The 17,427-nt window shown below is 34.2% G+C and carries 8 protein-coding genes and 6 pseudogenes; 1 reads left to right on the top strand and 13 read right to left on the bottom strand.

Annotated features, from left to right (window positions below; all coding sequences use genetic code 11):
• Positions 1–493: 493 nt before the first annotated feature.
• From priA to gmk, 4 genes and pseudogenes are all read right to left on the bottom strand, one after another.
• Positions 494–2,906, bottom strand: a pseudogene (priA, locus tag ABLV90_RS10095) (primosomal protein N').
• A 1-nt stretch (position 2,907) separates the two neighbouring features.
• Positions 2,908–4,118: pseudogene (gene coaBC, locus ABLV90_RS10090) on the bottom strand (bifunctional phosphopantothenoylcysteine decarboxylase/phosphopantothenate--cysteine ligase CoaBC).
• Positions 4,119–4,480: 362 nt separating this feature from the next.
• Positions 4,481–4,696 carry a DNA-directed RNA polymerase subunit omega gene (gene rpoZ, locus ABLV90_RS10085; RefSeq protein ID WP_002507908.1) on the bottom strand — a complete coding sequence of 72 codons (216 nt, stop codon included), beginning with the start codon at positions 4,694–4,696 and terminating at the stop codon, positions 4,481–4,483.
• Positions 4,696–5,317 (bottom strand): annotated as a pseudogene (gene gmk, locus ABLV90_RS10080) (guanylate kinase). The gene rpoZ and the pseudogene gmk overlap by 1 nt, the downstream one beginning before the upstream one ends.
• Positions 5,318–5,476: 159 nt before the next feature.
• Here gmk and ABLV90_RS10075 point away from each other — a divergent pair.
• A pseudogene (locus tag ABLV90_RS10075) lies at positions 5,477–7,175 on the top strand (NFACT family protein).
• 118 nt (positions 7,176–7,293) lie between these two features.
• Here ABLV90_RS10075 and ABLV90_RS10070 read toward each other — a convergent pair.
• From ABLV90_RS10070 to ABLV90_RS10030, 9 genes and pseudogenes are all read right to left on the bottom strand, one after another.
• The gene (locus ABLV90_RS10070) at positions 7,294–7,638 is read right to left on the bottom strand and encodes a VOC family protein (RefSeq protein WP_460872875.1); all 345 of its coding nucleotides are present in this window, start codon (positions 7,636–7,638) and stop codon (positions 7,294–7,296) included.
• 185 nt (positions 7,639–7,823) lie between these two features.
• Positions 7,824–8,678 carry a YitT family protein gene (locus ABLV90_RS10065; RefSeq protein WP_427704804.1) on the bottom strand — a complete coding sequence of 285 codons (855 nt, stop codon included), beginning with the start codon at positions 8,676–8,678 and terminating at the stop codon, positions 7,824–7,826.
• A gap of 675 nt (positions 8,679–9,353) precedes the next feature.
• Positions 9,354–9,545: a hypothetical protein gene (locus ABLV90_RS10060; RefSeq protein ID WP_460872592.1), complete on the bottom strand. Its 192-nt coding sequence runs from the start codon at positions 9,543–9,545 to the stop codon at positions 9,354–9,356.
• Positions 9,546–9,567: 22 nt separating this feature from the next.
• A complete protein-coding gene (pyrE, locus tag ABLV90_RS10055) occupies positions 9,568–10,179 on the bottom strand; it encodes an orotate phosphoribosyltransferase (RefSeq protein WP_427704809.1) in 612 nt (203 codons plus the stop codon).
• Positions 10,172–10,874 (bottom strand): annotated as a pseudogene (gene pyrF, locus ABLV90_RS10050) (orotidine-5'-phosphate decarboxylase). Before pyrF ends, pyrE begins: the two are co-directional and overlap by 8 nt.
• 108 nt (positions 10,875–10,982) lie before the next feature.
• A pseudogene (gene carB, locus ABLV90_RS10045) lies at positions 10,983–14,157 on the bottom strand (carbamoyl-phosphate synthase large subunit).
• Positions 14,150–15,250 (bottom strand): carbamoyl phosphate synthase small subunit, encoded by a 1,101-nt coding sequence (locus tag ABLV90_RS10040; RefSeq protein WP_021338704.1) that lies wholly within the window; start codon positions 15,248–15,250, stop codon positions 14,150–14,152. The pseudogene carB and the gene ABLV90_RS10040 overlap by 8 nt, the downstream one beginning before the upstream one ends.
• On the bottom strand, positions 15,250–16,524 hold the full coding sequence (locus ABLV90_RS10035) for a dihydroorotase (protein WP_460872591.1): 1,275 nt from the start codon (positions 16,522–16,524) through the stop codon (positions 15,250–15,252). The genes ABLV90_RS10040 and ABLV90_RS10035 overlap by 1 nt, the downstream gene beginning before the upstream one ends.
• Positions 16,502–17,422 carry an aspartate carbamoyltransferase catalytic subunit gene (locus tag ABLV90_RS10030; RefSeq protein WP_460872590.1) on the bottom strand — a complete coding sequence of 307 codons (921 nt, stop codon included), beginning with the start codon at positions 17,420–17,422 and terminating at the stop codon, positions 16,502–16,504. Before ABLV90_RS10030 ends, ABLV90_RS10035 begins: the two co-directional genes overlap by 23 nt.
• Positions 17,423–17,427: the final 5 nt, after the last annotated feature.

Below are 17,427 nucleotides of genomic sequence, written 5' to 3'. Positions count from 1 at the left end.
ATAATAAATGGTAGCTCGCTATTTACTTTTAATAACATTGTTAATTTAACTTAAAGATTTAATTACATTCACTCTATGTTATTGATTTTAGTTATTCTTTTATAATATGGTTACCATATACTTTTACAAAGGATGAATAAGTTTGGATAAAGAAAACTGGTTTATAGCTATTCTAGTAATACTTATGTTTTTAGCGTATTTATTCCCCTTTATAGATGCTATTTATAATCATTAGCAATATTAATGATTTGTATTTTCCTCACAAAAACTCCTCCAATATAATATTTCACTGATGCAAATCGACGAATGCCACATATATTAACCGACATTGTAAACAATCATTCAAATATATAGCACTAAAAAAGACAAACAGTTAACTAAGACTTTAAAAACGTCTCAAGTTAAACTATTTGTCCTTTTTTGAAATTTATTTAATTATTCAAACCGCTGTAAACTTTGGATCACCTGTAGTCAATATATTCAACCAAATTACTTACATCATCATTTGGGGATTAATATCAATTTTCAATGATAGCTTGTCTTTTAAATATTGGTCATGATAATAATCATCTAAATACTTAAGCGCTTCGTGTAGCGCTGGTTCACTTTTATATTTAATTAAGATTTGGAAGCGATATTCATTATTTATCCTTGATAATGCTCGCTGGTGATGGTCCTAATACTAACGCTTTGTCTGATAAATGCTGTAATAAAATTTTATGAATATGTTTCGATGCTTCCATTACTTTCTTCATATCTTTGTGTGCGATAGTGAAATTAATTAAAAAGAAGTAAGGAGGATATTTCCCTATTTTCCTATAATTCATCTCTTTGTTAAAGAAAGTCTGGATAATCATTTTCTTGAACATCTTTAATCGCATAATGTTCTGGATTATAAGTTTGAATGATTACTTGTCCTTCTTTTTCGTGACGTCCTGCACGACCTGATACTTGTGTTAATAATTGGTAAGTACGTTCACTTGCTCTGAAGTCAGGAAGGTTCAACATTGTATCCGCATTGAGTACACCTACGAGTGTGATATTAGGAAAGTCTAACCCTTTCGCAATCATTTGAGTACCTAATAAAATATCACCTTTACCTGAGCCAAAATCATTTAATAATTTTTCATGCGCACCTTTACGAGATGTAGTATCAACATCCATTCGTATAATGCGTGCTTCTTGGAACACTTCTTGTAATAATTCCTCAACTCTTTGTGTACCAGTACCAACTTGTCTGATATGCTCACTTTCACAATTAGGACATTTGTTCGGTGGTGTTTCTTGATGCCCACAATAATGACACTTCAATTGATCCGAAGACTTATGATAAGTCAATGAGATATCACAATTGGGACATTGTGGTACATGACCACAATCTCTGCATAACATAAATGATGCATAGCCTCGGCGATTTAAAAACAATACAATCTGTTCTTGATTATCTAAACGAGTTTGAATGGCTTCACGTAATTGTTCTGAAAACATAGACCGGTTGCCTGAACTTAATTCAGCTCTCATATCAACGATTTCAATTTCTGGCAATGCCTGTTGATTAACTCTGTTAGGTAAAGATAATAGTTCATAAACACCCTTATCTGCGCGCGCGTAAGTTTCTAAACTTGGTGTAGCACTCCCTAATATCAATGGACACTGATGATATTGACTGCGCCACTCTGCGATATCACGTGCATGGTATCTAGGATAATCCTCTTGTTTATAAGATGATTCATGTTCTTCATCAATAATGATCATGCCTAAATTTTTAAATGGTGCAAACACACTTGACCGTGCACCAACACTTACCCGAGCTTTACCATCTCTGATTTTTTGCCATTCATCATAACGTTCACCTTTTGATAAGCCTGAATGGAGCACGGCTACTTCATCACCAAATCGTTGCTTAAACCTTAAAACCATTTGTGGGGTTAAGGCAATTTCCGGCACTAGCATCATAGCTTGTCTATCTAAATGCAAGACTTCTTCAATTGTTTGCAAATATACTTCAGTTTTTCCTGAACCAGTCACACCATGTAGTAAAAAAGTTCTCTGTTCATGTGCCTTAATATTTTTAAGTATTGCTTCAAACGCTTGCTTGTTGGTCAACTGTGAGTTGTTGCTTTTCGTCTTGTTCAAATACACGCGTTTCAAAAGGATCACGTTCAACGATTGCATCGTATTTTTCCACAAAGCCTTTGCGCATCAGTGTATCAATGCTCGATTTTGAAAAGTTCATTGCTTCTAATTGTTTCAGTAATACAGTATGATGACGTTCATCAATTAAATAAGCATATAAATCATATTGCTTTTGAGACTTTTCTAAAGAACCAAGTACAGCATCATATTCAAAACCTTCTATCACTCTCACAAGCACGTTGTTTCTTTTTACTGAGACTTTGAGAAAGCAATGTTACTTCACTAATATCACCTTGCTTTAACAAAGGTGATATGACAGATAAATCATCATTATATTGAGCTTCTTTATACGCATAATGCCCTTCGCTATCAAAACGACGTCGTAACTGTTCCGGAATTGCTTCATCATTTTCAATTGAAAAAACTTTTGTATATTTAGCTTTAATTGCACTCGGTAACATCACTTCTAACATAGAAATTCGCTTCGTCACAAAATAATTATTATACCAATCTGTTAACTTAATAAGTTCTTCAGTTAATTCTGGTTTAATATCTTGAATTTCTTTTATCTCTTTTAACTTAGCTATGTCTATATTTGCGTCAGGTTGTTCTGTTATTTCCATAATATAGCCTTGAATTGTTCTTGGTCCAAAAGGCACAATGACACGCATACCAACTTGTATCATAGATTGTAGTCTTGTAGGAATAATATAATCGAACGTAAAGTCCACACTTTTAGAAGGTATATCAACAATTACTTTTGCTATCATTTTATTCCCACCTTGTTTCTAAACTATCTAAGATATGCTCCGCCAATATGACTTTTTTGTGTTTTCCTAAACTAATAGGACCTCCATTTTTAAAATACATCGTATAGTCATTATCATCCGAACTAAATCCTATTGAACGATCGCCTACGTTATTAGCAATAATCACATCTGCATTTTTATGTTGCAGTTTTTTCTGAGCATATGTTTCAATATTTTGTGTTTCTGCCGCAAAGCCTACTAAGAATTGCTTTGTTTTGTGTTCACCTAGATATTTCAAAATGTCTGGCGTACGTTTAAAAGTCACAGATAATGTACCGTCTTGTTTTTTAAGTTTGTGTTCTAACATTTCAGCAGGTGCATAATCTGATACTGCTCGCAGCTTTAAATATGATATCTTGTTCATTAAAGCGTGTTTTTACCGCTTCAAACATTTCCTCAGCACTTTGAATTTGAATAACATTCACATTTTCTGGAGGTGTTAGGTGTGTAGGTCCAGATACGAGTGTGACGTTCGCTCCACGCTTAGTTAGTGATTCTGCCAATGCGTAACCAATTTTTCCTGATGATCGGTTAGATAAATAACGTACTGGGTCCAACTCTTCGACGGTCGGTCCGGCAGTGATTAATGCGTTCATACCTTCAAATCGACTGTCTATCGAATAAGATGCTTGTTCGTTCTCTTTGAAAAACTGGTTTAACCTTTCAACAATTTGCAAAGGTTCTTCCATGCGGCCTTTTGCTACATAGCCACATGCTAAAAAGCCCTCACCGGGTTCAAGAAAATAATAACCATCTGAACTCAGTGTAGCGAGATTGTGCTGTGTCCGCTTATTTTCATACATATGCACATTCATCGCTGGCGCAATAAATTTAGCTGTTTCAGTAGCAAGCAATGTCGACGTCACCATATCATCTGCAATGCCATTTGCAAGTTTGGCAATGATATTTGCTGTCGCTGGTGCCACTACGATTGCGTCCGCCCAATCACCTAATGCAACATGTTGTATTTCTTCCGGATTCTGTTCTAAAAAAGTACTTGTATAAACTGGATTTCTACCAATTGCTTGAAAAGCTAATGGGGTCACAAATTCTTGTGCATGATCTGTAAGCATAACTCTAACGTCATAGTCTGCTTGCGTTAATTTACTTGTTAAATCAATTGCTTTATACGCGAGCAATGCCACCTGTAACAGCAAGTAATATTCGTTTCATTGCAAATCTCCTCCAAATAATTTAAATATGACCTCTTAATAGGCTATAAATTTATGTTTATAAATAACACTAAGGTTAATTTGTTATTAAATGCTTTAAATAGATGATTAATCACCATTATACACAAAATTTTAAATTAAATAAAAAAAGGGAGCGGGATAGAAATCAAAATTTGATTTCTATTCCCGCTCCCGCAAGGCTTACTCAAAAAAGCTTGAAACAAGTACAATTAGATATCAAACAACTACTGTTCAATCTAACAATCGAGTCTGAGACATGTATTTATGTCCCAGACTCGTTTGAAAAACTTTTAATTAGCACTATGCTATTTGTTATTTATATGTTTCAAGATTAACTTTTAATTACTTAGATGGTATTTTGTAAAGTCCGTCAGGATAAACATCTCCGCCGGCGATTTCTTCTAGCGCTTTACCTACAGGTTTTTTTGCATCATATTTGCTTAACAATGCAGATTCTGGATTTTCATCTATTTCACGAGCACGTTTTGCGGCAGTAGTTGCAATTAAATATTTTGAATTAACTTTTGCTGTTAATTCGTTTAATGGTGGGTATAACATTATTTTTTTGCCTCCAATATCATTTTTCTATATTTCGCTTCAATACGTTCTCTCTTCAAATGCTCAGCTTCTACAATAGATTGAATACGTTGTTTAGCTAACTCTACTTCATCATTAACTACAACATAGTCATACAAGTTCATCATTTCTACTTCTTTACGTGCTTCATTCACACGACTTTGAATTTTTTCATCAGACTCCGTGCCACGACCGACTAAGCGTTCACGTAAATGATCTAAACTTGGCGGGGCAAGAAAAACAAACAATGCATCAGGGAATTTCTTACGCACCTGTTTCGCACCTTCTACTTCAATTTCTAAAAATACGTCATGGCCTTGTTCCATCGTATCTTTAACATATTGAACAGGCGTCCCATAGTAATTTCCTACGTATTCAGCATATTCTATAAATTCATCTTGTTTAATTAATTCTTCAAATTCTGCTTTTGCTTTGAAAAAATAATCAACGCCATCTACTTCACCTTCACGCTTACCACGTGTGGTCATTGAAATAGAATATTTATAAGATGTGGTTGGATCATCAAATATTTTTTCTAACTGTCCCTTTTCCTACACCAGAAGGTCCAGATAGTACAATCAATAAACCTTTCTCATTATCCATGACTTACTACCTCTCTAAGCTAATCTTCTATTATTAACATATGATACCATAAGAAACATTCAATTGTATAGCGTCCCACAACACAAACTTTGCTCATGACCTAATCTTTACGCCATGTTACAATATGTTGAATGACTAAAAATAAGGTGGCTGATAGTAATGGCATATGATGGTTTATTCACTAAAAAAATGGTGGAATCTCTACAATTTCTTGTAGGTGGTAGAATCCACAAAATAAATCAACCAGAAAACGACACACTTCTTGTCGTTGTGCGTCAAAATCGTAAAAATCATCAGCTTCTACTTTCTATCCATCCAAGTTTTACTAGAATGCATTTAACTAATAAAAAATATGACAATCCATTTGATCCTCCTATGTTTGCACGTGTGTTCCGTAAACATATTGAAGGTGGCTTTATAAAAGCAGTAAGACAAATTGGTAATGATAGACGCGTAGAAATAGATGTACAGAGTAAAGATGAAATTGGCGATACAATACATCGTACAATTATATTAGAAATTATGGGTAAACACAGTAATTTAATATTAGTAAACGAACAGCGCAAGATTATTGAAGGCTTTAAGCATTTAACACCAAACACAAATCAGTATCGTACTGTAATGCCTGGTTTTCAATATGAAGCACCACCTGCGCAAAACAAAATTAATCCATATGATATATCTGGAGAAACTGTTTTAAAATATATAGATTTTAATAGTGGGAAAATAGCTCGACAATTACTAGATCACATCGAAGGGTTTAGTCCATTAATTACTAATGAAATTGTTAGCAGAAAACAATTTATGACTGCCCAAACTTTGCACTGAAGCATTTGATACAGTAATTGAAGAAACTAAGGGCGAGCCCATACCTGTTTTCCATAAAAATCATAAAACAGGTAAAGAAGATTTTTACTTTATGAAATTAAATCAATTTTATGATGATGTTGTAGAATACGATTCACTGCATGATTTACTTGATCGCTATTATGATGCACGTGGCGAAAGAGAGCGTGTCAAACAACGTGCGAATGATTTAGTTAAATTTGTACAGCAACAACTTCATAAATATCAAAATAAATTAAGTAAATTAATTGATGAGCAAGAAGGTACCAAAGAAAAAGAATTACAGCAACTATATGGTGAGTTAATAACAGCCAATATTTATCAAATTAAGCAAGGCGATAAAGAAATTACGACGCTTAATTATTATACTGGTGAAGAAATTACAATTCCTCTTAACCCAACCAAAGCCCCCGCTGTCAATGCGCAGAATTATTATAAAAAATATAACAAGTTGAAAACAAGAGCACACGAGTTGCTCCATCAAATTGAATTAACTCAAGAGAATATTGCTTATTTTGAAAGTATTGAACAACAGCTCGCACATATCTCTGTTGATGAAATTGATGATATCCGTGATGAGCTAGCAGAACAGGGCTTTATGAAACAACGCAAACAAAACAAGAAGAAAAAGAAACAAACCATTCAATTACAAGCATATGTTTCAACTGATGGTGATACGATTCTTGTCGGTAAAAACAATAAACAAAATGATTATTTAACGAATAAAAAAGCAGCAAAAAATCATCTTTGGTTCCACACGAAAGATATACCAGGCTCTCATGTTGTGATACTTAGTGACGCACCAAGTGAAGAGACGATTAAAGAAGCGGCCATGTTATCTGGTTATTTCTCCAAAGCTGGTAATTCTGGACAAATTCCAGTAGATTACACAGAAATTAGACATGTGCACAAACCTTCAGGTGCCAAACCAGGTTTTGTAACATATGATAATCAAAAAACGCTTTTCGCTACACCAGATTATGATCACATTCAAAAAATGAAAGTAAAATAATTTGTTATTATATATTATGCTTAAGATTATCAAAACGCATAATAAAAAAGCTAGGATAAAGTCGTTTGTTTTTTCAAAAACGATTATATCCTAGCTTTTTTCATTCTCTAATTTAAATTTATTCTGGCAATGCTAGTTGAAAATTAACACCAAATTTATCTTGTATCCAAGCAAATTCTCTAAATGGTGGCATTTGTGTTTTAGGCATTAAAATAGCCCCACCACTTTTCAGATTACTGAATAAGCGTTCCATTTCTAACGCACTGTCTACAGTGACATATAATGATACGGCTGGATTCATTTCTATATCGACACCATTCATATTATCAATTGCCATAAACACTTGATCTTTCAACCTGAAAATAGCGTGTTGTACAGCACCAGTTGGTTCTTTATCACTCTCACTATATCTTACCAATGCCAATATTTCAGCATCTTCAAATGTATTAACATATAAATTAATTGCTTCTTACGCATCTCCATTGAACATTAGAAATGTAGTTATTTTTGGTATAGCCATCATCCAACCTCCTTAATTTCTTCTTAATACTAGAATAAATGATAAATTGTAAAAAATCGAATATACAACGTTATTATAAGTAGTAAAATATTTTCAAATTCTTATTTACAAACGTTCAAAATATTGGCTTATGTTAAATTAATAAATCCACTACCTAGCACGTCACGTACATCATGTATAACTAAGAAAGCTTTGTCATCTTCTTCATTCACTAATTTTTTGACTCGCGTGACTTGAGATTGTGGCACTACAACATATAGCATACTTGTTTCTTTTTTACCGAAACCACCCTTGCCTTTAAGTAACGTTGAGCCCCTGCCTGTAAAACTGTTAATTCTATCACTAATATTTTCATTTTTATCTGAAATAATTGTAACAGCTTTTTTAGGATTAAAGCCTTCAATTATAAATGCAGTTGCACGTTCAGTAATGAATATCATAATAATCGTAAACAACACATTTTCTAACGGTAATACAAATAAGAAAGATAGCACAACTAAACCATCTAATAAAAATATGCCTTGTGACGTTTTTATATCAAAGTACTTATTCAGCATTTTAGCTACAACTGAAGTTCCTCCAATGACACCACCTGCTGCAATAACCAAGCCGATGCCCACACCTACAAACACACCACCAAAAGCGGCGTTGATTACAAAGTTATCTATACCAGTACTAAAATTTTCAGTTAAATCTAAAAATAGAGAAATTGCTGTATTTGCAATAAAAGTATATACAGCAGTTCTTGTACTTAAAAATTTCCAACCTACAATAATAACAATTGTATTAATAATTAAAGAAGTTAAAGCTGGTGACCAACCAAAAGCATATTTAAGCGCTAAAGATATACCAACTGTGCCTCCATCCCCAAGATTAGATTCTAGAATAAAGCAATTTACTGCAATTGCACTGACAAATGCGCCAATTAAACAAATAATGATATTTTTAGTATGATCACGGAATAATTGTTTCATCATTTTCATTTAAGCACCCCTTACATTTTCAAAAATTAAACCCTTTTGGTAAACGATTACGATTGGTATTTTCAATTCAGTCAGCTAAAATTAATATAACTATAGAGGCTAAGACATATATTTATGTCCCAGCCCCATAAAAATATATTATTGTAATTCTAAGTTATACATCGTATTATAAATGCAAATGTACCACAACAATAGTGGTCACACCACTTTGTATTTCTTGTAACGCTTTTAACCCATTGCATTCAAAAAATGTATAACTGTCATCTCTTTTTTAGTTGAATGACAATATCGTCTTTATTTCTTTTACTTTCTAATATTTACAGTTAGAATAAATATAAATCCAATTGGAGGTATTTCATGTCTTTTTATATTATTCCATTACTTATTGCGGCATTAGTTTTATTAGTAGGTTATATTATTATTAAAATTATGATCCGCTAATAATGACTTTACTACACAATGACACATTTTAGTTTTAAAACGGTCAGCACATATAATAAGTATTATAAATTATATTGATAAACTTTGTTATTACAAAAATAACCTTAATTTAACGAAGTTCAACAAGAAGTTTGCTATATCAAAATGATTTAATATAAAGAGGAAGGTCAAAATGAAATTCATTCTGATCTTCCTCTTTATTATGGTCTTAAATACGTCTATACATATTACATTTTATGAATTACTTAATATGTCCTTTTTGTTTAATTGTAGTCTTGGATTTCTTATATATATTTGCTTCTGATGTATTAGATAGCCATTCGTTCTTATCGTTTGAATGAGTTGGATGTCTATAATCGTCTTCTTTTTTAAAAAATCGTTTAAATGTGCAAAGTGATTATATGCTTTTTTTGGGTTTTCTGTCATAATATCCCCTCCAACTCACATTTTAAGACAAGTTGTCTCGCCATTCAACTAATGTATCAATATCATTGTCAGAAATGTCTCCCTTTTCTTTAGCTACCTCAATTAATTCATTATAATTACTTAAAGTAAAGAAAGGTATTTGGGCTTCTTTAAATTGTTCATCCGCTTTTTTTAGACCGTACGTAAAGATAGCTACTACGCCAAGAACTTCAGCTCCTGCTTCTTTTAATGCCTCTACAGCAGTTATAGAAGATCCACCTGTTGAAATTAAATCTTCAATGACTACCACTTTTTTACCTTTGCTTAACGCACCTTCAATTTGGTTTTGTTTACCATGGCTCTTACTCTTAGAACGCACATAATTCATCGGTAAATCTAGCGCTTCAGAAACATAGGCAGCATGTGGAATGCCCGCTGTTGCAGTCCCCGAAACGATTTCGACATCCGAAAAATTATTTTTAATTAACGAACTTAAACCATCTCTAATATTACGTCGTACTGACGGATGACCTAATGTCACACGGTTATCGCAATAAATAGGTGATTTAATACCTGAACTCCATGTAAACGGATCGTTGGGCGAAAGTGAAACTGCTTTAATATCTAATAGTGATTTTGCTATTGCTTTAGCCATTCTTACTTAACCAACTCTCTTTAATTTTATGATAACTTGCGACCGGATTATCACTTTGCGTAATTGGTCGACCTACTACAATATGTGTCGAGCCTAATTGTTTCGCATCTTCCGGTGTAGTAATCCTTTTTTGATCATTTGAATGCGCATTTGTTGGTCTGATACCAGGTGTTACTTTTAAGAAGTTTTTACCGAGTTCACCTGTAAGTAATGCTCGCTTCAAGCGGTGAACATACGACACCGTCTAAACCAGACGTTTTGGCTAGATACGCATAATTAAGCACTGCATCTTCTATAGAACTTTGAATGTTTTGTTCATTTCTTAACATAGATTCTGTAGTTGAAGTAAGTTGTGTAACTGCTATAATTTTAATATTTTGGTTGTGTTTTCTTAAACCTTCTAATGCGCGTGTCATCATTTCAGTTCCACCAGCGACATGTACATTGACTAAATCAACGTTTAATTTACTTAACCCTTCCATTGCCTTACCCACAGTATTCGGTATATCATGTAATTTTAAATCTAAAAAAATATCATGCCCACGTGCTTTAATAGATTCTATAAATTGTGGTCCAGTTTGATAAAAAAGTTCCATACCCACCTTTACAAAAAGTGGCTCATCAAATTGATCTAAGAATGCATCCACCGTTTCTGATGAATCAAAGTCTAGTGCGATAATTGGTAAATTATTCATAATATGTTCTACACCTCGTATTTTAAGATCTTCTACTATATGAACTAAGATAAAATAATGTTATGCACTCGCACTGTTATTTTATCTTAGTGGTATCAAACTTAACTATTACATATTTTTCATTGTAAATGTCATGCTTTCAATCACTGACGTTAGTGCATCGGCTGTGTCTAATGAAGTGAGACAAGGTACGCCATTTTCAACTGATGTACGTCTGATTTGGAAACCATCACGTTCGAATTCCTTACCTTTCGTCATCGTATTAACTACAATTTGTACTTCACTTTGTTGAATACGCGTTAATAAATCATCTTCTTTGCCAATTTTACCAACAATTTCTGTTGGTATATGATGCTCAGCTAATTTATTCGCAGTACCTTCAGTTGCTAAAATTTTATAGCCTACTTCATTTAAACGATGTGCGATACTGACTACTTCTTCTTTATCTTTATCACTCACTGTCATCAATACAGTACCATGATCTTTTACTTCCATACCGTCGGCTGTTAATCCTTTGAATAGGGCTTTTTCCATTGTTGTATCTTTACCCATAACTTCCCCTGTTGATTTCATTTCAGGTCCGAGCGTAATATCAACATTTTTTAACTTATTAAAGCTGAACACTGGCGCTTTGACAAAAACACCTTCAGCATATGGTTGTATCCCTGCTTTATAGCCTAAGTCTACAATTTTTTCACCCATAATCGCACGCATTGCTAGCTGAGCCATCTGGATGTCCGTAATTTTACTTAAAAATGGTACCGTACGACTCGAACGTGGGTTCACTTCTAAGACGAAGACGCCATCATGAGCGATAACAAATTGGATATTAATTAATCCTATAATATTTAATCCTTTAGCTAGTCTAATCGTATAGTCTTCTAACGTATCCATTTCTTGTTGCGTTAATGTTTGTGGTGGATAGACTGCTATAGAGTCACCTGAGTGAACACCAGCTCTTTCGATATGCTCCATAATGCCAGGGATTATAACAGTTTCCCCGTCAGATATGGCATCCACTTCAATTTCTTTACCTGTCAAATAACTATCTACTAGTACCGGATGATCTGGGCTCGCTTTAACTGCTTGGTTCATGTAATCTTCTAGTTCTGCATCACTATTCACGATTTCCATCGCACGTCCACCTAATACATATGAAGGTCTTACAACAACTGGATAACCAATATTCCTTGCATTTTCTAATGCTTCTTTAGGAGACGTTGCTGTTTTACCTTTTGGTTGAGGCACATCGATTGTGTGTAATAATGCTTCAAATTCTTTACGGTCTTCAGCACGATTTAGATTTTCTAAAGATGTTCCTAAAATTTGAACGTCATGTTTAGCAAGTTTATCTGCTAAGTTGATAGCTGTTTGACCACCAAATTGTACAACCACACCCTTAGGTTGCTCTAAATCAATAATATTCATAACATCTTCTTCTGTTAATGGCTCGAAGTATAACTTATCAGAAATTGAAAAATCTGTTGATACAGTTTCTGGATTGTTATTAATGATAATTGCTTCATAACCTGCACGTTGGATTGCCCAAACTGCATGCACTGTTGCATAATCAAATTCTACACCTTGTCCTATACGAATTGGTCCTGAACCGAGTACAAGAATTTTTTCTTTATCTGTAACAATAGATTCGTTTTCGTATTCATACGTACCGTAATAATATGGCGTTGCTGATTCAAACTCTGCGGCACAAGTGTCTACCATTTTATAAACTGGCGTTATACCATTTTTTATTCTTAAATCATGAACTTCTTCTTCGGTCATATCAAAACGGTGTGCAATGACACGATCACTAAAGCCGTAATCTTTCGCAAATTTCAGATATTCGATGTCACCTTTATTAGCCTTCAAATCATGCTCAATATTAATGATGTGTTGGAATTTATTTAAGAAGAAGTAATCAATTTGTGTCATTTCATGAATTTCTTCTAATGTTGTTCCGCGACGAATCGCTTCACCTATAAAGAATAAACGTTCATCATCTTGGTCATTGATACGTGCTTTAATATAATCTAAATCATATGAATCTCCGTTAGGCAAACCAAGGTGATGTACACCATATTCTAATGAACGGATTGCTTTAAGTAATGACTCTTCGTAAGTTCTACCAATTGCCATAACTTCACCAGTTGCTTTCATTTGTGTTCCTAAAACACGTTCACCTTTTTCAAATTTATCAAATGGGAAACGTGGGATTTTCGAGATAACATAATCTAAAGTTGGTTCAAATGCCGCGTAAGATGTTTCTGTAATTGGATTTAACATTTCATCTAACGTTAAACCAACTGCAATTTTAGTCGCTAGTTTAGCAATTGGATATCCTGTTGCTTTAGAAGCTAATGCTGATGAACGGGACACACGTGGATTCACTTCAATAATATAATAATCCATAGAGTGTGGATCTAAAGCTAATTGCACGTTACAGCCGCCTTCTATTCCTAAGGCACGGATTACTTTTAATGACACGTCACGTAGCATCTGATATTCAATGTCTGACAATGTTTGGCTCGGCGCCACAACAATCGAATCACCTGTATGTATACCAACTGGATCAATATTTTCCATATTACACACAACGATTGCGTTATCGTTTTTGTCACGCATTACTTCATATTCAATTTCCTTGAAACCAGCGATTGATTTTTCAATTAAACATTGTGTTGCTGGACTATAATGTAGACCGTTCGCTACAATTTCTTTAAACTCATCATCATTATGACAAATACCACCGCCAGTGCCTCCCATTGTAAATGCTGGTCTTACGATGAGTGGATAGCCTACTTTTTCTTTAAACATAAACGCTTGTTCTACGGTGTTTACAATATCACTTTCAGGCACAGGTACCTCGAGTTCATTCATTAATGATCTGAATAATTCTCTATCTTCTGCCTGTTGGATAGATTCTAATTTAGTACCTAAAAGTTGCACATTGTTTGCTTCAAGTTCACCACTATCATGTAGTTGAATGGCCATGTTCAATCCTGTTTGTCCACCTAATGTAGGTAATAATGCGTCCGGCTGTTCTTTACGAATAATGCGAGCTATGAAATCATGTGTTAATGGTTCAATATATACTTTATCTGCAATTTCTTTGTCAGTCATAATTGTTGCTTGGATTAGAGTTTACTAATATTACACGGTAGCCCTCTTCCTTTAATGCTAGACAAGCTTGTGTTCCTGCATAATCAAATTCTGCAGCTTGACCAATGATAATTGGTCCGGATCCAATAACTAAAATCGTTTCTATATCTGTACGTTTAGGCATTTGACATACGCTCCTTCGCTTTAAAATCATTCATCATATCGATAAACTCATCAAATAAGTAATTTGAATCAGATGGTCCTGGACATGCTTCAGGGTGATATTGAACTGAAAATGCTGGTAATGACTTATGTTTTAAACCTTCTACCGTTCCATCATTGATTGCAATATGTGTGATTTCTAAGTCACTATCAATTAATGAGTCTTTATCGATTGCGTAACCGTGGTTTTGACTCGTTATTGCAATTTTTCCTGTTTTGAGATCTTTTACAGGATGATTGGCACCTCTATGACCAAATTTCATTTTGAATGATGTGGCACCTTGAGATAAGGCGAAAAGTTGATGTCCTAAACATATACCAAAGAACGGAACGTGTCCTAGTATACCTTTAATCATTTCAACTGCGATTTTTACTTCTTCAGGGTCTCCTGGTCCGTTAGAAAGCATTACCCCATCTGGAGTCATTCTCATAATTGCCTCAGCTGAAGTATCATATGGTACGACGGTTACATTACAACCACGCAAATTCAATTCTCTAACGATATTCTGTTTTTTACCAAAATCGACTAATACGACACTCAAATCATAACCAGTTGAAACGTAAGGTGTTTTCGTTGATACTTCTGTCACCTCATTTTTAGGTAATTCAGTCGTTTTTAACTGTTCTACTAATGATTCAATTTCAGCTTTATTATCAGTATAAGCTGCTTTTAACACGCCGAAATTTCTGATTTTTCTGGTAATACTACGCGTATCAACACCTGAAATACCTGGAATATCATATTCTACTAATACGTCATGTAATGTCTTTTGTTTTCTGAAATTGCTTGGATGATCACTTGCTTCTTTAACAACTACACCATTTAGGGTAGGTACAAGTGATTCAAAGTCATCTCGATTTATACCATAATTTCCGATAAGTGGATATGTAAATGTAATAATTTGACCCGTGTATGACGGGTCCGATATTGTTTCTTGATAACCCGTCATTGCAGTATTAAAAACAATTTCTCCTACTGTTAATTGGTCAGAACCAAGGGGATAGCCTTCGTAATATGAACCGTCTTCTAAAACTAGATAGCGTTTCTTCAACATTATTGTTCCTCCTTAAATTTAACTTCACCTTCAACCATTGTTAATACTGGCGTACCATATACTTTATAACCTATAAATGGCGTATTACTTCCTTTAGATGCAAAATCCTCTGCTTTTATTTCACTTTCCTCATCTAGGTTAATAATTGTTAAATCTGCTAATCCGCCTTCTTCTAATGTACCATAAGGTAACTCGAAAGTCTGAGCTGGTTTAATCGTTAAATAATCTACTAACTGTTGTAACGACCAATCACCATTTTTTACAAAATGCGTATACAATAATGGGAAAGCTGTTTCGCTTCCAACAATACCAAATGGCGCTTTTGTCATAGGCTGTGCTTTTTCTTCTGTAGCGTGTGGCGCATGGTCTGTTGCAATACAGTCTATCGTACCATCTAATAGGCCTTCAATCAGTGCTTCTCTATCTTCTTTGCTTCTTAATGGAGGATTCATTTTATAAATCGCATCATCACCTGGAACATTATCTTCAGTTAATAATAAATGATGTGGTGTAACTTCTGCTGTCACATGTATCCCTGCTTTTTTAGCATCACGAATTGCTCTGACACTCTCTTTCGTAGATACATGACATACATGATAATGTGCGCCGACCGCTTCTGCTAATAGCACATCACGTGCAATTTGTACTGCTTCACAAATATTTGGAATACCAGGAATGCCTAAAGCTTCACTGCGTTGCCCTTCATGCATAGCGCCACCATAAATTAAACTATTATCTTCACAATGTGCTACGACTGCTTTATTCACTTTTGCTGCCGCTTGCATGGCCTCATACATCATATTAGCTTGTTGAACACCAACACCATCATCTGTAAATGCAAACGCGCCGTTGTTAGCAAGTGTTTCAAAATCGACATGTTCTTTACCGGCTTGTCTCACTGTAATAGCTGCGTAAGGTAATACTCTTACTTCAGCGTTATCTTCTATTAATTGATTTAAATGATTTAAATTTTCTTCTGAATCAGGTACCGGACGTGTATTTGGCATTGGGCAGACGGTTGTAAATCCACCTCTTGTTGCTGCTTTTGTGCCCGTTGCTATTGTTTCTTTATGTTCCCCGCCTGGTTCACGTAAGTGCACATGTACATCTACTAAACCTGGAGAAACAAATTGTCCTTTAACATCTATAACTTCAGTATTTGTATCTACCTCAATTTGCGTAGCTATTTGTTTAATATGTTGTCCTTCAACTAAGATAGACACCGTTTCAAATTCACCATTTTTTAAGATTTTAGCATTCGTTAATAATTTCATTTGTTTCTGCCCCTTTCGATTGTAAAATATAATCTATAACCGCCATGCGTAAGTACATGCCATTTTCCATTTGTTTGAAAATGCGTGATTTTGATGCTTCTACAAGTGAATGTTCTATCTCCACACCTCTATTTACTGGTCTTGGATGCATCACGATTGCTTGTGATTTCAGCCTATTATATCTTTCTTGCGTTAAACCGTATTGATTATGATAGTTACTTACTTCAAATTGTGTTGTGTTCTCATCAGTATGTCTTTCGTGTTGTACTCTTAATAACATTACTATATCTACCTCATCTATAACAGTATCAATATCTTTATACGGCGCATCTAAGGAATCATCTTTCCAAGCATCTGGGCTAGAAAACATTACATTAGCACCAAGTGTTGTTAGACTTTGATAATTACTTCGAGCGACACGAGAGTTTTTAATATCACCACAAATTAAGATATTTAAGCCTTCAAAAGTTTGATATTCTTCGTAGATTGTCATGATGTCTAATAAGCTTTGTGTCGGGTGTTGCCCACTGCCATCTCCTGCGTTAATAATTGGTACGTTAAGCGATTTTAATTCGTCATAATAAGTGGTTTGTGAATGTCTTATTACCAGAACATCTGCACCTACTTGTTCTAAAGTTTTACATGTGTCATATAATGTTTCCCCTTTTTGAACAGAAGATGTATTTGTTTCAAAATCAATTAATTTCAGTCCTAATTTTTGTTCTGCTACTAAGAAACTACTTTTCGTACGTGTTGAGTTTTCAAAAAATAAATTTGCTACAAATTTATCTTCATAACGTCGAGGTTCTAGTTCACCTTTTTTTATTGCACTCGCACGTTTGACTAATTCATATATTTCATTTGTAGTTAGATGTTCCATCGACAATAAGTTATCCAATTTTT

Source organism: Staphylococcus sp. 2S1 (assembly GCF_046721335.1).
Taxonomy (GTDB): domain Bacteria; phylum Bacillota; class Bacilli; order Staphylococcales; family Staphylococcaceae; genus Staphylococcus; species Staphylococcus equorum_A.
This window is presented reverse-complemented; position numbering and strand designations above follow the sequence as displayed.

What these genes read in the sequence shown, in the direction of transcription:
- ABLV90_RS10040 (WP_021338704.1), bottom strand. Translation starts at nt 15,250, where the DNA reads ATGTTGAAGAAACGCTATCTAGTTTTAGAAGACGGTTCATATTACGAA.
- ABLV90_RS10035 (WP_460872591.1), bottom strand. Translation starts at nt 16,524, where the DNA reads ATGAAATTATTAACGAATGCTAAAATCTTAAAAAATGGTGAATTTGAA.
- ABLV90_RS10060 (WP_460872592.1), bottom strand. Translation starts at nt 9,545, where the DNA reads ATGACAGAAAACCCAAAAAAAGCATATAATCACTTTGCACATTTAAAC.
- ABLV90_RS10065 (WP_427704804.1), bottom strand. Translation starts at nt 8,678, where the DNA reads ATGAAAATGATGAAACAATTATTCCGTGATCATACTAAAAATATCATT.
- pyrE (WP_427704809.1), bottom strand. Translation starts at nt 10,179, where the DNA reads ATGGCTAAAGCAATAGCAAAATCACTATTAGATATTAAAGCAGTTTCA.
- rpoZ (WP_002507908.1), bottom strand. Translation starts at nt 4,696, where the DNA reads ATGTTATACCCACCATTAAACGAATTAACAGCAAAAGTTAATTCAAAA.